Source organism: Rahnella sp. 1L-D-7-B-C2, from assembly GCF_057290995.1.
On record NZ_JBXAVQ010000021.1, the window covers coordinates 1 to 17,571 of the forward strand.

The window sequence follows — 17,571 nt, forward strand, 5'->3', positions numbered from 1 at the left end:
GAGGGTAATCGCGTTGTGTGCGTTTAACATATTGGTTCATCACATTTTCCTCAGTATGCGAGTTAAATGTGTCAACGTTATTTAGGACGGGTCAGTTAAAAAAAATAGGCCGTTTTTTTTACCAACACTAGCTGGTGCGGGCGGAGTCGTCACAAATGATTGTTAACAAGGTGTTATTGGATGAAAACGGCGGGAGCTTAGGATTTTTGCCCCGCCGGGTGGAATATATGTTCAGAAAACCTTGGAAGAGAAATCCGTTTTTACTTCGCTTTCAATATAGGTATTGAGGCCCCAGCCGGATCGCGCCAGTTCTTTCATCTTTTCGAGATGTTCCGGACCGGGATGGCGGATGTCGTATAAATACACGTGGTTATTCTTAAAGCGGACTTTGATCGAGTTGGCATCTATCTGGAAGCTGACAACCTGTGAATCACCGCTTTTGTTGGCGTAATTTTCCATGCTGCATCCTGTGAGCTAAGCCTGATATCGGGCGACATCCTCTATTAACCACGTTCATCGATTTCGCACAGGGCGGAAGTTCACAGTTTGCGCAACGCACGGAAAACTAACAGAACAATACGCCCATGAGGTTACCCCTCATGGGCGTCGGACGTTACAGGTTTTCAGTCACGATTTTTGCGGCGGCGGCTAAAACGTCCTTACGGGCTTTGGCATCCTGCTGCGGCTGGGTGAAATAGGTCACCAGAATCAGCGGCGCGTGATTGTCAGGCCAGATAACGGCGATATCGTTGGTCGTACCGTAATCACCGCTGCCGGTTTTATCCCCGACTGTCCACGATGCCGGCAGACCGGCGCGGATACTGGCAGCACCGGTGGTGTTACCCTTCAGCCATGCCACCAGCTGCGCGCGCTGCGGTTCGGCCAGCGCATCACCCAGCGCCAGTTTGCGCAGGCTTTGCGCCATCGCCAGCGGCGACGTGGTGTCACGCTTGTCGCCCGGAATTGCGGTGTTGAGTGTCGGTTCAGTACGGTCGAGACGGAATGTCTCATCGCCGATCGAGCGCGCAAACTGTGTCACTTTCGCCGGGCCGCCGAGATGCGCGATAAGTTTATTCATCGCCACGTTGTCACTGTATTCAATCGCCGCTGCGCCGAGTTCGCCAAGCGTCATACCGGTATCGAGATGCTTTTCAGTAATCGGGTTGTAGTTCACCAGATCTGACTTTTTGATATCTACATGCTTATTCAGCAGGTTTTTATCTTTCTCACTGGCTTTCAGTACGCCCGATGCCGCCATCACTTTACTCGTACTGCACATGGCGAAACGCTCTTCGCCACGGTAAACGGTCTGTGAGTTATCGGCGGTATTGATCATCGCCACGCCCAGACGGCCACCGGTGCTTTTTTCCAAATCAGACAGTTTTTGCTGCACGGCTTTGGCCTGCGCAGGCGTCTGAGCCCATAGCGGCGCGCTGGAAAATAACAAAGGCATCAGGGCCACGGTCAGCAGCGCTTTATGACGAAATGTATTATTGAACATAGAAATCCTTATCTGTTGTAGTACGGAGGTCGGCAATATCCCTGTTTGACGGATTATTGACAAGCGAGAATAATTTCGCGCAGGATAAAGAAAAACTTATGGATAAGGCATTATGCGGACATCTCTGCCTCTGAACGCGCTGCGCGCTTTTGAAGCCTCAGCCAGACATCTCAATTTTACCCGTGCTGCGCTTGAGCTGAGCGTCACGCAGGCGGCGGTCAGCCAGCAAGTGCGTTTACTGGAAGAACAGCTGGGCACTGCGCTGTTTAAGCGATTGCCGCGCGGACTGGAGCTGACCGACGAAGCGCTGGTGCTGTTGCCGGTCCTGACCGAGGCGTTCAGCCAGATCCAGACCGTACTCAAGCGTTTTGAAGGCGGTTATTTCCACGAAGTACTGACCATTGCGGTGGTCGGCACCTTTGCAGTCGGCTGGTTGTTGCCAAGGCTGAAGGCGTTTCGCGAACAACATCCCTTTATCGAACTGAAAATTCTCACCAATAATAACGTGGTCAATCTGGCTTCTGAAGGCCTGGATTTCGCCATCCGTTTTGGCACGGGCACCTGGGCGGCGACCGATAACCGGCTGCTTTTCGACGCACCACACACCGTTTTATGCTCTGCAGAAATTGCCCGCCGTTTGACGGACCCAGAATCTCTGACCAAAGAAATACTATTGCGTTCATACCGTCCTGATGAATGGGATAAATGGATGAAGGCTGCCGGGCTGACACCGTGGCGGGCGACGGGCGCGGTGTTTGATTCCTCGCGTCTGATGGTGGAGGCCGCCATGCAGGCTGAAGGCGTGGCGCTGGTACCGGTATCAATGTTTTCCCGCGAGCTGGAGAGCGGAAATCTGGTACGGCCTTTTGCGACTGAAATCACGCTCGGCAGTTACTGGCTGACGCGGCTCAAATCTAAACGCATGTCATCCGCGATGCAGGTCTTCGACGACTGGATTAGCAGGGAGTTGCTGGTGGTATCAGAGCGATAGTGTCGAAAGGGAAAAGCACCGGCGGAGAACCGGTGCCGAAAAGCAGGATTATTTCAGCAGGAAAGAGTGATCAAACGTGCCGGTCACGTTGAGTGCAACGGGCAATAATCCCTGAGCGTGATAGAAATCCGCCGTTTGCTGTTGCTGTGTTTCGGTCGCTGGATCGATTGCCTGCCAGTAAGATTTGCGCCGTTCAAATGACAGCTTTGCCGCATCGAGCGGGAAGCCGATAATCTTCGCCAGCTTGCCGCTGTAGGCATCCAGATTTTTATACGCCCAAACCTGCGCGTCGCTCAGACGCTGGAGATAGTCGGCAATCGCCTCACGTTTGCTCTGATCTTTCAGCGCCGTATCCGTTGCCGCGAGGAAGCTGTTGCCCGACCACAGGCCGCGTCCGTTAACCAGAACCCGCAGATGATCCTGCGTTTCTGCAAACGCGGTGTAAGGTTCCCACGTCGCCCAGACGTCCACGGAACCTTGCGTTAGCGCCAGTTTGGCATCGCTCGGCGGCAGAAAGCGGAAGGTGACATCTTTGGCACTCAGCCCGGCAGATGCCAGCGCTTTCAGTGCCACGAAATGCCCGATAGATCCACGGTTGGTGGCGATACTTTTGCCTTTCAGATCGCCCGCCGTTTTAATCGGACTGTCGGGCCTGACCAGCAACGCGGTGCCATAGGCGTCCGATTTATCCACCGCGATAGCTTTCACCTGCGCGCCGGCAGCCTCGGCAAACAACAGCGGGGCATCTCCGATAATCCCGATATCCACCGCCTGCGCGTTCAGCGCTTCTGCCAGCGGGGCAGCGGCGGGGAATTCCGACCATTCAATTTTGTAAGGCAAATCATCCAGTTTGCCCGCTGCTTCCAGCTGTGCGCGCATATTCCCTTTTTGATCCGCCACGCGCAGTGTCACAGGTCCGGCAAATGCCGTAGATATACTGCCGATCAGTGACACAGCCAGCAGAAGATTTTTCACATTCAATCGCATTGTAATTCCTCAGACCAGACTGGCGCGGGCAGGTTGATGACTGGCCTGACGGGCAGCGATTTTCTGCTTCGTCAGCGGGATCAGGTGCTTGCCGTAGTCGACAGCATCATTAAGCGGATCAAAGCCACGGATCAGGAACGTAGTAATGCCCAGATCGTAATATTTGAGTAGCGCGTCGGAGACCTGTTCAGGTGTCCCCACCAGCGCCGTCGAGTTAGACCCGCCGCCGATCAGCCCCGCGATGCCGGTCCACAGGCAACTGTCGAGCCGGTCACCTTTTGCCACCGCATCCAGCAAACGCTGCGCCCCGACGCTTTGGGGTTTGGCCGCCAGCACCTGACCATTTTTCTCCTGCTGTGCTTTGGCTTTTGCCAGGATCTCCTCGGCCTTCGCCCACGCTTCTTCCTCAGTGTTGCCAAGAACAGGGCGGAACGAAATGCTGAAGTTTATCTCCCGCTGATGCGCTGCCGCCGAGGCTTTCACTGCGGCGACCGTTTCCGCGGCGCTTGCCAGCGGTTCGCCCCACAGCGCAAAGACATCAGCATGTTTACCGGCCACGCGGATGGCCTCTTCAGAGGAGCCACCAAAGAATACCGGCAAACGTTGCTGATGGGGTTTGATGGCTGAGAAGGCATTCTCTGCCTGATAGAATTTGCCCTGATGATTGAAACCTTTTTCTGAGTACCAGCTTTTTTTCAGGACATCGATATATTCATCAGTACGCTGATAGCGGCCAGACTTAGGTTCGAAATCACCGTCACGGCGCTGTTCTGCATCGCTGCCACCGCTGATGATATGCACCGCGACGCGGCCATCCAGCAGGTGATCGAGCGTTGCAAGCTTGCGTGCCGCCAGCGTGGGAGCAACAAACCCGGGGCGGTGCGCCAGCAGGAAGTGAATACGGGAAGTGTGTGCCCCTGCATGGGCAGTCACCAGAAAGGCGTCCGGCTGGTCAGAGGCGTAGGCCACCAGAATGCGGTCAAAACCCGCGTCTTCGTGGGCTTTGGCGAAATCGGCGATATATTGCTTATCAAAAACCGGACCGGTCGGCGGGATGATTTCAGACGCCAGCCGGTGGCCGATCATCCCAATAAATTGCACGCTCATGAGCTGTCTCTCCTCGGGTCAGAGGCCAGCGGAGGGGGGGCTGCGCTGGCAGGAGTTATCACCATAAACGGCTTATTACTATGTTAGAAATTCATTATATTGATAAGCTAATATTAAAAATGCGCATTAAAGAGACCTGTCCTGACGTTTGCGGTTCTCAACGATTATCATTATCATCCCCACATTAAAAATCCTTCACCGAGATACTATGCCTAAGTTCATTCCTTCGTTGTTGATCTCCTGCCTGCTGCTCGCTGGTGCGGTGCAGGCCAAAACGGTCACCGATATTTCTCAACGCACGGTTGAAGTCCCCGATAATCCACAGCGCATCGTCGTCGGCGAAAGCCGGATGTTATATACGCTGGCGCTGGTTCAGGACGGAAATCCTGCGCAGCATGTGGTGGGATGGCCGGGGGATATGGCGTCGCTGGATGCGCAGAGCTGGGCGATGTATCTGAAAGCCTTTCCTGACATCGGTAAGATCCCGCTGCTTGGGCAGAATAACTACACCCAGATGAACGTCGAGAAGGTTATTGCGCTGAAGCCAGATCTGGTGATTTTGCCCGTTTACGCCAAAAAGCAGGACGATCACGATGTGATGCAGGAAGCCCTGACCAAAGCGGGGATCCCGGTGATCTACGTTGATCTGCGTGTCGATCAACTGCATAACACGATCCCCAGCGTGAAGCTGTTAGGCGATGTCCTCAACCATCCCGAAAAAGCGGCGCGTTTTATCGCCTTTTATCAGCAGCATATGAGTCGCGTACAACAACGTATTGCTGCCTATCAGGGAAAGAAGCCTACAGTGATGTTGCAGTTGCATCTGGGGCGGCGTGAAGCCTGTTGTACCACGGTTTCTCACGGTAATCTGGCGGATCTGCTGGCGTTTGCGGGTGGCGATAACATTGCTAAAGGCGCGTTTAAAAGCGTGTATGGCGATTTAAACCCGGAAGCGGTGATCGTCGCAAATCCGGATGTGTATATCACTACCGGTATGGCGGGGCCTGAAGGCAAGCGAGTGTCGAATCTGATGCTGGGCCCGCAGGTCACACAGGAAGAAGCCGCGCAGAGTTTCCGTCAGGTGATGGATCAACAACAGGTGCTTTCCACGCTGAAAGCCGTGCGGGAAGGGCGTGCGTTCAGCGTCTGGCATAACTTCTACCTCAGCCCGTACCATCTGGTGGATGTAGAAGTGTTTGCTAAAGCGATGTATCCTCAACTGTTCAAGGATGTCGATCCGCAACAAACCATGAAAGATCTTTATCAACAGTTTCTGCCGGTGCCGTTCAGCGGGACTTACTGGAGTACGTTACCTGCTAAGTAACGGGTGAGGAAAAATGTAAAACGTATTACGAATAACGTAAACCGTAAAACCGGCACATCTCTGTGCCGGCTCTGATCAACTGATCAATCTTAAACGTCCGTTTCTTGCTTGTTAGAAATCCACCGCTGCCGAGAGCACCACATTGCGCGGTTCGCCTTCAATCACGCGTAAATTTCCGGCGCTTGAGGAGTAATACTCTTTATCGAACAAGTTATTTACGTTGAGCTTAATCTGGGTATGTTTGCCCAGCAGTTGGTTATCCCAGGCGATAAATGCATCGACTACGGTGTAATCCGGCAGCGTAAAGCTGTTTTCCGGGTCACCCGCACGGGTACCGACATAACGCGCACCGCCGCCTACGCGGAAATCTCCCGGCACGACTGACCAGCGCATCGTGTGGCTGAGATAAAGGCTGCCCATGTTGGTTGGCGCATTCACCAGACGATTACCGACGTTGGCAGAATTCACGTCATCTTCGGTGATTTCCGTTTTGTCGTAACTGTAGTTGGCGGTCAGATCCCAGTCTTTGGCTATTTCTCCATTAAGTTCCAGCTCCGCGCCGGTCGAGCGTGCTTTCGGAATATTGCGGGTTACGCCGTTAATGAAGACGGACATGTCTTCTTCATCAATGCGATACACCGCCAGCGTGGCATCCAGACGCGGTGAAATCTGCCATTTGGTACCCACTTCATAGGTGGTGCCGCTTTCCGGGGAGGCCACGTTGCCGTTGTCATCCACATCGGTGGAAGGCGTAAAGGATTTACTGTAGTTGGCGTAGAACGAGAGGTCGTCCGTGAGTTTGTAAACCACGCCCACCTGCGGCAGGAATTTGTCATCGGTATCATCCAGACTTTGGCTGGGATTCAAGAAACCGGATGTCTGCTTCTGGTTGTAATGCTGGTAACGCCCCCCGACTACGCCGATCCATTTATCGGTCAGATGAATACTGTCTTTCAGGTAGATGGATTTGTTATACAGCGTATTACGCAAATTGCTGTTGCTGTCGGAATAAGTGCTGCTGTTGGTAATGGGTTCAACGCCGTAGACCGGATCGTACATGTTAAACGTACTGAAGGTTTTGCCACGATACGAGTACTGCTTATAGGTTTCGTTTTTCTCGTAATCGACGCCAATCAGCAGGTCATTCATCATTCCGAAGATTTCCTGATTACCGATCCAGTCCCATGACGTATAGCTGGTCTGATGGTTGAATCCGCGATTAGCATCCGCACGGCGGGTCACGGCGCCGGTTTCGGTATTTACTGCGGTGGCGCGGACTTCATTGCTGTCATAACGGCGCTGCTGCCAGGCGTAGGTCAGACGGGTTTTCCAGTCTTCATTCAGCTGATATTCCCACGTGGTGTTAAGGCGCTTGGTTTTTCCCCAGGCGTGGTTAGCCAGTTCGTCAAGACGACGGTTATAGGGGATATCCAGTGGTTTGCCGTTGGAGAACACCGTCCCGCGATCGTAGGGAATGTCGTATTTGTATTCCTGATAACTGATGTTGAAACTGGCTTTTTCACCGAACCAGCTCAGCGACGGCGCGAGCAGGGTATGGGAATCGCTGCCAAAGTTGCGCCAGTAATCTTCATACTGTCGCTCGGCTATCATACGAAATGCGAAACCATTGCCCAGAGGACCGGTAACGTCGAGAGTTCCCGCTCCGCCACCAAATCCGCCGGTACGGCCACTGACGCGGGTATTCCACTCATACTGCGGTTTTTTGGTGATCATGTTGATCACGCCGCCGGGGTTTTGGATCCCATACAGCAGTGACGCCGATCCTTTCAGCACTTCGATATGATCAATCGTCGAATCAAACCCCAGCCCCTGATTGCTGCGCACGCCATCAATCAGAATTGACCCGTCACTGTTCGCCCCAAACCCGCGCTTCACGAAACCATCTTCCGTTCCGCCCAGCGTATTTCCCTGTGTGACGCCGCTGACAAACTTCATCGCGTCATCCAGAGACGTCACATCGTAATCCTGAATCATCGACTGCGTGACCACGCTGACTGACTGCGGCGTTTCATTCAGCGGCGTATCGTTTTTGCTGGCCGTCGAGCTCTGCGTTGCGCTGTAATCGGTGGTATCCAGCGCATTGGCTTGCGCATTCACGGTAATAGAATCTTCAGAAGGCTGCGTCGCCGCGAGGAGAGGCGAGCAGTGGAGAATAGCTACAGCAACGACGGATTTCTTAAATCCACTGAGGAGAGTCCCGCGCGGGACATGAGTGAAAGACATGTGAGTGATTCCCTGAAATAAAATACAACCAAGTAAATACAAATGATAACGGTTTGCATTCTAATTGGGGGATTTACGAAAGGAAACAAAAAAGGCTGATGACAATAATTACAATTATGGGTGGCGGGGGGGTTTAACTGGCATCGTCCTCCCCCTTCGCAGGGGGAGGAGCAAAGCAAACGAGAAACCGAAACTTTCTCGGTCAGCGGTGAAAAGCCGCAGATTGCGCGGCATCCGCATATCTCACTCTACCGTCGAATACTTAACATAATGATTCGAGCAGTTAAAATGCGCCACATACCCCAGTGTTCCATTCGGGCCTTTGGCAGTGAACGGAATGTGGTAAGTGCCTTTATCTTCTTTCGCATCATCACTGATGAAGCTCAACACCGGGACCGACGTGCCCATATTGTCTTTGTCGTTGCCCCAGTTCGGGATACGGTTTTCCATATAGTCACGGGTGACGGTGTCGATCGCATTGCTCTTGCTTATCTGTGCGCAAGCGCCTTCGGTTGAACGCTGCATCCACCAGGGGTATATGTAGACCGAGCCCAGCATCACGACCATCATCAGGAAAATGAATGAAATAATTCCGATCAAAACGACTTTACTCATAGTACTTGCTGCTCCTGAAAATCTTCGCCAAATCATAGCCTGCGCAGAATATTCAATGTTATTTAACGATTAGAAAGCGCGTATGTTACGCCAGTTGGTCAGCAGAGGTTAAGTACTATCAGCCGTTCTGTTGCATTCGGTTACAGAAGCCAGTCCCGTGGGAAACTATGCGGTGTTAGCCTTTTATCACAATCATTATTTGCACAAGGAGTCACACATGAGTCAGCAATCCACACTTCAACAACCGGTCGTCGCCGTACTGGGCCTCGGCGCGATGGGGCATGCCTTTGCCGCAAACCTGATTAAAAAAGGGTTTACCACCCGCGTCTGGAACCGTACGACCTCCCGCGGAGATGATCTGGTCACCGCCGGGGCGACGCGTGGCACGACGCCGCGGGAAACCGTTGAAGGTGCAGATGTAGTGATCACTATGCTATCCGATGGCAAAACGTCGCTGGAGGTCTATCAGGGGGATAATGGTTTGCTGGCGGGGCTGAAACACGGCGGCATCATCGCGCAGATGGGGACGCTGGGTGTGGAAGCAACCGACAGCCTGATCGCCCTGATCAAAACGCAGCGTCCGGACGTGGTGTTCATCGATGCGCCAGTGTCCGGCACGAAAGCGCCGGCTGAGCAGGCGCAGATTGTGGTGCTGGCCAGCGGCGATCGGGAAGCGGGTGCTGCCGTGGAACCGGTATTTGCGGCGATATCCAAAGCGACTAAATGGCTGGGTGAGGCGGGGCGCGCTTCAAAAATGAAACTGGTGGTAAATGCCTGGCTGATTGCCATGATGGAAGGGATTGCCGAAACCACGCAACTGGCTGAAGAACTCGGTTTTACCACAGATGACCTGTGGAACGTGCTGGAAGGCGGACCGCTGGCGGCACCTTATATTAAAGGTAAAATGGAGATGTTCAAAAGCGACGATTATACACCGCAAATGCAGCTGACGTGGGCGCTGAAGGACATCAATCTGGCGCTGGAAGCGGGTAGTAAACTGGATCTGCCGGTGATGAAACGCATCAGCGAAACCTGGCAGGGCGTTGTGAGTGCCGGCTATGGCGAGAAGGATCTGGCTGTGGTGTATCGTTACCTTGGCGATAAACAATCTTAATAAACCCAGAGCCTCTGGTGAATGTGATGACTGACGAATGACAGATCATCACATTCATTACTCATCACCTGTCATTCATCACTCATCATTCATCACCCCTCATTCATAACTTCGCAGTATAAATCAGAGCATCTGGCTATTGGTTATCCGTTCGGAGGCTGTGATAGCGTCTGGATAGGAACACTTTTTTCATTCAAAGCGGAGTGAGTGATGAGCCAGCCTTCCACGAATATCCCATTGATCGACTTCAGCCACTTTTCAGCTTCGCCGCAAAAGCGCGAAACGTTTCTGTCAGAGTTGCGCTACGCCGCCCGCGAGATCGGTTTCTTCTATCTTAAAAATCACGGCGTCGATAAAACCTTACTGAGCGATGTGCAGAACGCATCGCGCCAGTTCTTTGCCTTGCCGGAAGAAGAAAAGCTGGCCGTGGCGATGATCAATTCCTCACATTTTCGCGGCTATAACCGCGCAGCGTCGGAAATTACGCGCGGTCAGCCTGACTGGCGTGAACAGTTTGATCTTGGCGCTGAGCGACCGGAACTGCTGATAGATGACAACACCCCGGCGTGGGCCAGATTACAGGGTCCGAATCAGTGGCCGGAGGCGTTACCGGAACTACGGCCATTGTTGCTGCGCTGGCAGCGTGAGATGACCGCGATGTCATTGCGTTTGCTGCGTGCGTTTGCGTTAGCGCTGAAACTGCCGGAAGAGGCGTTTGATCCCCTGTATGGCGAAAAGCCCAATGAACATATCAAGTTGATACGCTATCCGGGGCGGCCTGAAGGCGAGGGGAATCAGGGCGTCGGGGCGCACAAAGATTCCGGTTTCCTCAGTTTCTTGTTGCAGGACGAACAGCGCGGATTACAGGTTGAAGTGGAAAAGGACCAATGGGTGGAGGCGTTGCCTGTGCCGGATACGCTCGTGGTGAATATCGGTGAGTTGCTGGAGCTGGCGACCAACGGCTATCTGCGTGCCACCGTTCACCGCGTGGTGTCGCCGCCTGCAGCCGGTGAGCGCCTCTCGCTGGCGTTCTTCCTCGGCGCGCAGCTCGACGCCGTGGTGCCGCTGTTCCCGTTACCGCCAGAGCTGGCGAAAGAAGCGCGGGGCGAGGCCAGCGATCCGCTGAATCCGCTGTTCCGCGATGTTGGTTTCAATTATCTGAAAGGGCGGCTGCGCTCACATCCTGATGTCGCGCAGCGTTATTATTCGGACGTCACGCGTTGATCAGTTTTGTGGCGAGTTGGCGGTATCGATACTGACCACTGTTGACATCCCAGGTCGCAGACGATCGCTTTGTGGCTGATCCGGTTCCAGCTCAATTCGTACTGCAATTCGCTGTGAGATTTTTGTGAAGTTACCTGTAGCATTATCGGCTTTTAGCACGCTGAATTCAGAACCTGCGGCCGGGGAAATTCGCACCACGTGGCCTTTGAAAGCGCGATCGTTAAGGGCATCGACCGTAAACGTCGCCGGTGTGCCGACGCTCATCTCCGCCAGCTGGCGCTCTTTGAAGTTGGCTGTCACCCAGACTACCTTCGGTGTGATGGACGTCATCTGCGTGCCTGCCGTCACATATTGCCCCATGCGGGCGCTGACCTCGCCGAGCTGTCCGTCTGAGGGAGCAACAATTCGTGTATGTTGCAGATTAATTTCTGCGACTTCCACTTTGGCCTGTGCGGCCTTTAAGGCTGCTGCCAGCGAGGCTTTATTGGCATCCACCAGAGCCAGATCCTGACGGGCGATATTCACCGAAGCCCGCGCTTTAGCCACGTTGGCTTTGGCCGTCAGCAAGGCGGCATGTAGTTCATCCCCGATGGTTTTCGACACCAGACCTTTCGCCAGCAAGGTACTGTTACGGCCGGTATCGAGCGAGGCTTTACTTTCGGCGGCTTGCGCACTTTGCAGTTCTGCTTCGGCCAGTTGCAAACTGGCGGCGCTCGACGCACGATTTTGCTCGAAGTTTTGCAGTGTCACCTGCTGCTGTGCGGCAGCGGCCTGTGCCTGCAACAATTCCTGCCGGTAAGTGCTGTCGTCGATCAGAAACAGCACGTCACCTTTTTTTACCGGCATAAAATCCTGTACTTTAACGTCAGTGATGTACCCTGACACCTGTGGGCTGAGCAGGGTGACATTGCCACGTACGTAGGCGTTATCGGTTGATTCTACCTGCGAATTAAAGGGAAATAATTGCCAGCTGTATAAAACCAACATCACGCCGACCACACCCAGGCACAGCACCACTATGATTGACGGATAACGAAATAGATTTTTCATCACTTTTCCTGCATTACTCTTTTAGTTCGATGATAGAAACGAATGACTTACGCAACAGCCTCAGCGGCTTCGCGCTTTTTGGTCTGGATCCGTCCGACAATAATGTGCGCGCAAAGGACGGCAAAGCAGCCCAGCGACATGTAAAACACCACCATGAAAACATCGTTATACGCCAGCAATCCCGCCTGTTGAGTCACTTTCAGACTCAGTTGCGTAACCGTCTCGGCATTGAGCTGTGCGCCATCGTTTAATGCCGGTTTCAGCAAATGGCTGTACTGAGCAAGCCGCTCAAGCACCAGCGGATTTTGCAGTGAAATCCCTTCGACCAGCACGCTCGAGTGAAACTTCTCACGCAAAATTTGAATTGTCCCGAGGAACGCACCGCCAACCTGTGCGCCAACATTTTGGGTTGAGAGAAACACCAGCACAAAACTGATGATCTGGCTCTGGCCGTATTGCAGCGCCCGGATAAACCCGAGCCACAGGGAGGTGGGCAGAAATATTGCCCCACCAAAGGCAACCATTCCCTGCGTCAGATAAAACTGCTCGGGGCGCGTATCCAGAGTCGAATGCGCATCCATCCACGCCGCCACGCCAATCAGTGCGATTGAGAACAAATGGATGTAAACAATCCGGTTGGCTTTATGAATAATGCTGACGAACACCAGCCCGGCGAACGTCGCGGCCAGAATGATGCAAAACAGCGTAATAAGCTGATCGTTGAGCAATCCAACCAGATTCAGAAAGCCCACCATGCCGGTGGTTTGCTCTGAAAGCAGCATTCGAACGAACAGCATTGAACCGGTAAACAGCAGCATTTCGGGAGTCATCAGCCAGCGTAAATCGATAATTGGATTCTTGCGTCGCAACTCCACCATAAATGAGAGCGTCAGCGCGATAATCCCGACGACCAGAACTTCACCAATCCAGTCCTTTTCCTGCCACCAGTAGTAGCGGCCCATGGTCAGCACGACCGACATACAGGCCACGGCGGTTGCGATCAGCGGGTAGCTTATCCAGTCCGTACGCTCGAAGACTTTCACGCGCGGCGGGTGAGTCAGCGGCAAAATCCAGATGATGGCCAGACAGATCAGCGACAGACCGGATTCCAGCATCGTCAGCTGGTGCCAGTGCCCGAGATCTAGCAGGTGCGGCGAAATGATGCGGGAAATCGGCAACGAAATCTGGCTGCCCGCCAGCCCAAAGCACAGTCCCGCTGTCAGCTTTTTCGCCGGTGGGAAAATCTCAAACATATAGAACAACGCCAGCGGCCCAAGCGATGCCATCGCCAAACCCATGACTGCGCGCACGGCCACGGCGGTCTGAAAATCATGGGTAAACATTTGCGCCATGGAGGCGACGGCAAAAAACAGCAGGCCGTATTCACCAAAGCGACGAAAGCCAAACTGGGTACGGATTTTATACAGCAGGATGGTGCCGGTCACACTGGTGGCGGTATACGCGGCAATCAGCCAGTAGCTTTCGACGTTAGAAATTCCAAGCGATCCCTGGATCCCAGGCAGATTTGATCCCACCAGATTGATCCCCAGCCCTTGCGTCATACCAATAATCAACGACGCCATGACGTATACACCGATACGTAATCGTGGGTAACGGGAGAGCCAGTCATGCACCTGAACGGCAAACGGGTGATGCGTTGAGGGCGGGACCGATCCGGCTTCGGTTGCTGGCGCGGGGGGCTCTTTTAGTGGTGATGCATCCCGTGTTGTTAATTCACCGGCATCCTGCCGGACATCTGAATCAGAACGCGTCGTCATCGTTATGCCTTATAAGTCATTACCCAACTAGCTTGTAGCTTGCTACATAATGTAGTGAGGCATTTCAAAAGTGTCTAGTTCAATTATTCATATCAGTGATATTTACAAATTCAAATAGGGAATAATCAATCAATTACAGAAGTGATTATTGCGGGTAAAAAGAGAGGGTAAGGAGAAAGAATCGCCACTTAAAGCGCGGCGATATTGGCAGTTATGGCGGCAAGAACGCCACGGGCAACGGTGATATTTTCTTCAGGGATGCCTTCCATCACACGGATTAATATGTCGTCAGTCATGCTGCGTACCTGATTGGCCAGATCGTTACCTGCTTCGGTCAGCACGATGTCTTTGGACCGACGGTCGTTTTCACCGGGGCATCGCTCTAATAGCCCTAGCTGTGCAAGGCTGTCAAACAGGCGTATCGCGGTCGGGTGTTCGACTTCCAGCAGTGCGGTAAGCTCTCCCTGCGGAAGACGGCCATTGGCCGCTTCCAGATGCAACAGGACCTGTCCACGGGCAAGTGTCAGCCCGATGGTTTTGAAACGGGCATCACAATAAGTCCGTAACTGGCGGCCAATATGGATGGTTTCCGGGAGGAAGCGCAGGGTAGGCGAAGCGGCCTCCGGTCGGCGGCGTAATGTAGTCAAAGGATCCTCACAGATGGTGCTTTTGATGGCGTCAGGTTAGCACGGTATGTGATATTTTCCACAAAAGTGAGGCCGCTGTTAACATTTTGAGACAACCGTAAGGCGCTGTCTGGCAGTGAAGAACCAGACAGCGGGGCGCTATTTTGGGGAGATGATATCCACGTGGGAGATATTGCATCGAAAATACACGAGTAGAACGGCATCAGATGTTCATCGGCAAACCATTCATCAATATTCAGGAGAAAATCGCATGCAACCTGTCATTAATATGATCACGCTGGGCGTTAAGGATTTAGCCGCCGCCACCGAGTTTTATCAAAATGGATTAGGATTTCCAAAAGTGGTGATTGATTCAGACAGCGTCAGCTTCTTTGAACTGGCGGGCGCGTGGTTGTCCTTATTCCCGTGGGATGAACTGGCCAGGGACGCGCAGGTCAGTGCTCAGGGGGAAGGTTTTCGCGGTATGGCTCTGGCACAAACCGTGGCCAGTGAAGCAAAAGTGGACGCGATTCTTAAACAGGCAGTGAAAGCAGGCGGGACGCTAATTAAACCAGGACAGAAAGTATTCTGGGGCGGATATTCTGGCTACTTCGCCGATCCGGACGGACATCTTTGGGAAATCGCCTATAACCCGTTTATGAAAATCGGGCCAAAAGATGAGTAATTAGTTACAACATACTTTCTGTTTCTTTTTAAAAAACAGCGTCGTCTGTAACTCTGATAAACACCGCCAGACGGCGGTGTCTACTTATAATGTCTGGCAGGAAAAGGGGGCTTATAATCCGCGTTTTTCCATCAAAACCGCCAGATCAACCAGACGATTGGAGAAGCCCCATTCGTTGTCATACCAGGCGAGGATCTTCACCAGTTTTCCGCCAATAACCAACGTAGAAAGGCCGTCGATAATAGACGAGCGCGGATCGCCACGATAATCACTCGAAACCAGTGGTTCATCGCTGTAGCCCAGAATGCCTTTGAGCGGGCCGGATTCAGCAGCTTGACGGAATGCCGAGTTGATTTCTTCTACCGTTGCTTCGCGTTTTAAATTAACTGTGAGATCGACGATTGAAACCACCGGTACCGGCACGCGCAGTGAATAACCCGTCATGCGTCCGGCAAGTTCCGGGATGACTTTCCCGATGGCTTTTGCCGCTCCGCTGGAATACGGAACAATCGACACTGCTGCCGCACGGGCGCCGCGCAAATCTTTTTCCGGCTGGTCATGCAGAGCCTGACTGTTGGTATAGGCGTGGGTGGTGTTCATCAGGCCATGTTCAATCCCGAAGGTTTGATGAAGAACCTGTGCGGCCGGTGCTAAACCGTTTGTTGTGCAGCTGCCGTTACTCACCACTTTATGTTTAGCCGGGTCATACTGATCGTCATTCACGCCCAGCACGATGGTAATATCGTCATCTTTACCCGGGGCGGAAATTATGACGCGTTTCGCGCCGCCGTGAGTGATATGCACTTCAGCCTTAGCTTTATCCGTGAAGAAACCGGTGGCTTCGATAACGATATCGACGCCGGTACTGCTCCAGGGAATAGCGGCCGGATCTCTTTCAGAGAATACGCGGATGCTTTTGCCATCGACCAAAAGCTGGCCTTCACCTGCTTCAACGGTAGCGTTCAGCGTGCCGGAAAGGGAATCATATTTAAGAAGATGGGCGAGAGTTTTACTGTCAGTGAGATCATTGATCGCCACCACCTGAAAGTCATCGCGACCGAGAGCCGCGCGCAGGACGTTTCGTCCGATTCTGCCGAATCCGTTAATACCAACTTTGACCATGATGCACTCCTTAGTTAGCGGAACTGCATTCAATGTAGCCTCAAGCTGGATTGGCGTAAATGACAATAAAGAATCATTTTACGCCAACATACGTGCGCAAAATCGTTCGCGATATTCAGTGGGGGTGAGTTGTAGATTACGCTCAAAAACGCGGCGCAGATTCAGGCCAGTGCCAAAGCCTGTCATGACCGCGATTTGTTCAACACCAAGAGTGGTTTGTTCAAGCCGCTGTCTGGCAGCATTCAGACGGACTTCCTCGACATACTTCGCCGGTGTTATTCCGGTTTCACGAGTAAATACGCGGGTGAAATTGCGCGGACTCATCGCGACGCGCTCTGCCAGTTGTTCGACAGAAAGATCTGCCGTGATGTTATCTGGCAGCCAGCTCTGGAGGTCTCGGATCGGGCCTTCTGCGGCCTGATTTAACAAATAGCGGCTGAATTGCGCCTGACTACCGGGCCTGCGCAGAAACATCACTAAATCCTGTGCCACGTCGCGGGCCAGATTGAAACCGTGATCGTCCTCGACCAATGCGAGAGTGAGGTCAAAACCTGAACTGACACCGCCGGAGGTCCAGACTGTACCGTCCTGAACGTAGATCGGACCGCGTTCAACCAGGACTTGTGGGAATTCTGATTGCAGTGTATCGAGTAAACGCCAGTGTGTGGTGGCATGGCGTCCATTGAGCAGACCCGTTTCCGCCAGCAGCATTGCGCCGCCGCAAATGGAAACAACGCGGCCGGCATGGGGCGCAGCCTTTTTTATCCACTGAACTACGTCGGAGCCTTCTTCTTTAGTCAGGCCTTTGCCAGTGATAAGGATGGTATCGCGTGGAATGAGTGGATCGAGATCGCATAAACGGTGATCAGCCAACAGGTTCAGACCAGAAGCGCCGTGAACCACACGGTGCGGTTGCGTCGTGGCCAGGGTAACCTGATAAGCTGGCGTTCGGGCGTCCTTAGACATCAGACGATTTGCCTGCATGAGGATATCGGCGATACCAGCTGCTTCGAACAACATGCCCCCGTCGGGGATGATAATCAGAAATGTATGCATGGCGTTAAAGGTACTTTTTGTACAAAATAAGTCAATAGTCTGTGCGTAAGAATAATGCCAGAGCAGGGCGCAACAATCGTCAATCTCTGAGAATTCGCATCTTGAAAAGAGGTTAAGTAGTCAAAAAAAAACCAATTAATACATGAC

At 53.0% G+C, this 17,571-nt stretch carries 16 protein-coding genes; 5 read left to right on the top strand and 11 right to left on the bottom strand.

Going from position 1 to position 17,571, the window contains the following annotated elements:
• Window positions 1-231 precede the first annotated feature (231 nt).
• Both AC0Z7K_RS21480 and bla read right to left on the bottom strand, forming a co-directional pair.
• Window positions 232-459 carry a hypothetical protein gene (locus AC0Z7K_RS21480; RefSeq protein WP_112167741.1) on the bottom strand — a complete coding sequence of 76 codons (228 nt, stop codon included), beginning with the start codon at window positions 457-459 and terminating at the stop codon, window positions 232-234.
• 154 nt (window positions 460-613) lie between these two features.
• Complete coding sequence (bla, locus tag AC0Z7K_RS21485; protein ID WP_485615879.1) at window positions 614-1,501, bottom strand: class A beta-lactamase; 888 nt, start codon at window positions 1,499-1,501, stop codon at window positions 614-616.
• A 112-nt stretch (window positions 1,502-1,613) separates the two neighbouring features.
• On the opposite strand from bla, the gene AC0Z7K_RS21490 reads away from it, so the two are divergent.
• Entirely contained in the window at window positions 1,614-2,492 is an 879-nt protein-coding gene (locus AC0Z7K_RS21490) for a LysR family transcriptional regulator (protein WP_485615881.1), read from the top strand.
• Between the two features lie 48 nt (window positions 2,493-2,540).
• Here the strand turns inward: AC0Z7K_RS21490 and AC0Z7K_RS21495 are convergent, their stop codons facing one another.
• Entirely contained in the window at window positions 2,541-3,479 is a 939-nt protein-coding gene (locus tag AC0Z7K_RS21495) for an ABC transporter substrate-binding protein (protein WP_485615883.1), read from the bottom strand.
• A gap of 9 nt (window positions 3,480-3,488) precedes the next feature.
• Window positions 3,489-4,586, bottom strand: a complete 1,098-nt coding sequence (locus AC0Z7K_RS21500; protein WP_413528859.1) for an LLM class flavin-dependent oxidoreductase — start codon at window positions 4,584-4,586, stop codon at window positions 3,489-3,491.
• A 208-nt stretch (window positions 4,587-4,794) separates the two neighbouring features.
• Here AC0Z7K_RS21500 and AC0Z7K_RS21505 point away from each other — a divergent pair, with 208 nt between their 5' ends.
• Entirely contained in the window at window positions 4,795-5,910 is a 1,116-nt protein-coding gene (locus AC0Z7K_RS21505; protein WP_485615884.1) for an ABC transporter substrate-binding protein, read from the top strand.
• A 111-nt stretch (window positions 5,911-6,021) separates the two neighbouring features.
• Here AC0Z7K_RS21505 and AC0Z7K_RS21510 read toward each other — a convergent pair whose 3' ends face one another.
• Together AC0Z7K_RS21510 and AC0Z7K_RS21515 are read right to left on the bottom strand one after the other, a co-directional pair.
• Complete coding sequence (locus AC0Z7K_RS21510) at window positions 6,022-8,154, bottom strand: TonB-dependent siderophore receptor (RefSeq protein ID WP_485615885.1); 2,133 nt, start codon at window positions 8,152-8,154, stop codon at window positions 6,022-6,024.
• Between the two features lie 243 nt (window positions 8,155-8,397).
• Window positions 8,398-8,769: a YebF family protein gene (locus tag AC0Z7K_RS21515; RefSeq protein WP_413528862.1), complete on the bottom strand. Its 372-nt coding sequence runs from the start codon at window positions 8,767-8,769 to the stop codon at window positions 8,398-8,400.
• Between the two features lie 217 nt (window positions 8,770-8,986).
• Between AC0Z7K_RS21515 and AC0Z7K_RS21520 the strand changes: the two genes are divergently transcribed.
• Both AC0Z7K_RS21520 and AC0Z7K_RS21525 read left to right on the top strand, forming a co-directional pair.
• Window positions 8,987-9,883 (top strand): NAD(P)-dependent oxidoreductase, encoded by an 897-nt coding sequence (locus tag AC0Z7K_RS21520; protein ID WP_485615886.1) that lies wholly within the window; start codon window positions 8,987-8,989, stop codon window positions 9,881-9,883.
• A gap of 210 nt (window positions 9,884-10,093) precedes the next feature.
• A complete protein-coding gene (locus AC0Z7K_RS21525; RefSeq protein WP_485615887.1) occupies window positions 10,094-11,107 on the top strand; it encodes an isopenicillin N synthase family dioxygenase in 1,014 nt (337 codons plus the stop codon).
• Here the strand turns inward: AC0Z7K_RS21525 and AC0Z7K_RS21530 are convergent, their stop codons facing one another.
• The 3 genes from AC0Z7K_RS21530 to AC0Z7K_RS21540 all read right to left on the bottom strand — a co-directional run bounded on the left by AC0Z7K_RS21530 (window position 11,108) and on the right by AC0Z7K_RS21540 (window position 14,582).
• Window positions 11,108-12,157: an HlyD family secretion protein gene (locus AC0Z7K_RS21530; RefSeq protein ID WP_485615888.1), complete on the bottom strand. Its 1,050-nt coding sequence runs from the start codon at window positions 12,155-12,157 to the stop codon at window positions 11,108-11,110.
• Between the two features lie 47 nt (window positions 12,158-12,204).
• A complete protein-coding gene (locus AC0Z7K_RS21535) occupies window positions 12,205-13,935 on the bottom strand; it encodes an MFS transporter (RefSeq protein WP_485615889.1) in 1,731 nt (576 codons plus the stop codon).
• A 188-nt stretch (window positions 13,936-14,123) separates the two neighbouring features.
• On the bottom strand, window positions 14,124-14,582 hold the full coding sequence (locus AC0Z7K_RS21540; protein ID WP_413528866.1) for a MarR family winged helix-turn-helix transcriptional regulator: 459 nt from the start codon (window positions 14,580-14,582) through the stop codon (window positions 14,124-14,126).
• A 250-nt stretch (window positions 14,583-14,832) separates the two neighbouring features.
• Between AC0Z7K_RS21540 and AC0Z7K_RS21545 the strand changes: the two genes are divergently transcribed.
• On the top strand, window positions 14,833-15,246 hold the full coding sequence (locus AC0Z7K_RS21545) for a VOC family protein (protein ID WP_413528867.1): 414 nt from the start codon (window positions 14,833-14,835) through the stop codon (window positions 15,244-15,246).
• Window positions 15,247-15,357: 111 nt separating this feature from the next.
• Here AC0Z7K_RS21545 and gap read toward each other — a convergent pair whose 3' ends face one another.
• Complete coding sequence (gene gap / locus AC0Z7K_RS21550; RefSeq protein WP_485615891.1) at window positions 15,358-16,368, bottom strand: type I glyceraldehyde-3-phosphate dehydrogenase; 1,011 nt, start codon at window positions 16,366-16,368, stop codon at window positions 15,358-15,360.
• Between the two features lie 78 nt (window positions 16,369-16,446).
• Complete coding sequence (locus AC0Z7K_RS21555; RefSeq protein WP_485615892.1) at window positions 16,447-17,424, bottom strand: GlxA family transcriptional regulator; 978 nt, start codon at window positions 17,422-17,424, stop codon at window positions 16,447-16,449.
• Window positions 17,425-17,571: the final 147 nt, after the last annotated feature.

What these genes read in the sequence shown, in the direction of transcription:
- AC0Z7K_RS21520 (WP_485615886.1), top strand. Translation starts at nt 8,987, where the DNA reads ATGAGTCAGCAATCCACACTTCAACAACCGGTCGTCGCCGTACTGGGC.
- AC0Z7K_RS21510 (WP_485615885.1), bottom strand. Translation starts at nt 8,154, where the DNA reads ATGTCTTTCACTCATGTCCCGCGCGGGACTCTCCTCAGTGGATTTAAG.
- AC0Z7K_RS21530 (WP_485615888.1), bottom strand. Translation starts at nt 12,157, where the DNA reads ATGAAAAATCTATTTCGTTATCCGTCAATCATAGTGGTGCTGTGCCTG.
- bla (WP_485615879.1), bottom strand. Translation starts at nt 1,501, where the DNA reads ATGTTCAATAATACATTTCGTCATAAAGCGCTGCTGACCGTGGCCCTG.
- AC0Z7K_RS21515 (WP_413528862.1), bottom strand. Translation starts at nt 8,769, where the DNA reads ATGAGTAAAGTCGTTTTGATCGGAATTATTTCATTCATTTTCCTGATG.
- gap (WP_485615891.1), bottom strand. Translation starts at nt 16,368, where the DNA reads ATGGTCAAAGTTGGTATTAACGGATTCGGCAGAATCGGACGAAACGTC.
- AC0Z7K_RS21525 (WP_485615887.1), top strand. Translation starts at nt 10,094, where the DNA reads ATGAGCCAGCCTTCCACGAATATCCCATTGATCGACTTCAGCCACTTT.
- AC0Z7K_RS21555 (WP_485615892.1), bottom strand. Translation starts at nt 17,424, where the DNA reads ATGCATACATTTCTGATTATCATCCCCGACGGGGGCATGTTGTTCGAA.
- AC0Z7K_RS21545 (WP_413528867.1), top strand. Translation starts at nt 14,833, where the DNA reads ATGCAACCTGTCATTAATATGATCACGCTGGGCGTTAAGGATTTAGCC.
- AC0Z7K_RS21495 (WP_485615883.1), bottom strand. Translation starts at nt 3,479, where the DNA reads ATGCGATTGAATGTGAAAAATCTTCTGCTGGCTGTGTCACTGATCGGC.
- AC0Z7K_RS21490 (WP_485615881.1), top strand. Translation starts at nt 1,614, where the DNA reads ATGCGGACATCTCTGCCTCTGAACGCGCTGCGCGCTTTTGAAGCCTCA.
- AC0Z7K_RS21500 (WP_413528859.1), bottom strand. Translation starts at nt 4,586, where the DNA reads ATGAGCGTGCAATTTATTGGGATGATCGGCCACCGGCTGGCGTCTGAA.
- AC0Z7K_RS21480 (WP_112167741.1), bottom strand. Translation starts at nt 459, where the DNA reads ATGGAAAATTACGCCAACAAAAGCGGTGATTCACAGGTTGTCAGCTTC.
- AC0Z7K_RS21505 (WP_485615884.1), top strand. Translation starts at nt 4,795, where the DNA reads ATGCCTAAGTTCATTCCTTCGTTGTTGATCTCCTGCCTGCTGCTCGCT.
- AC0Z7K_RS21535 (WP_485615889.1), bottom strand. Translation starts at nt 13,935, where the DNA reads ATGACGACGCGTTCTGATTCAGATGTCCGGCAGGATGCCGGTGAATTA.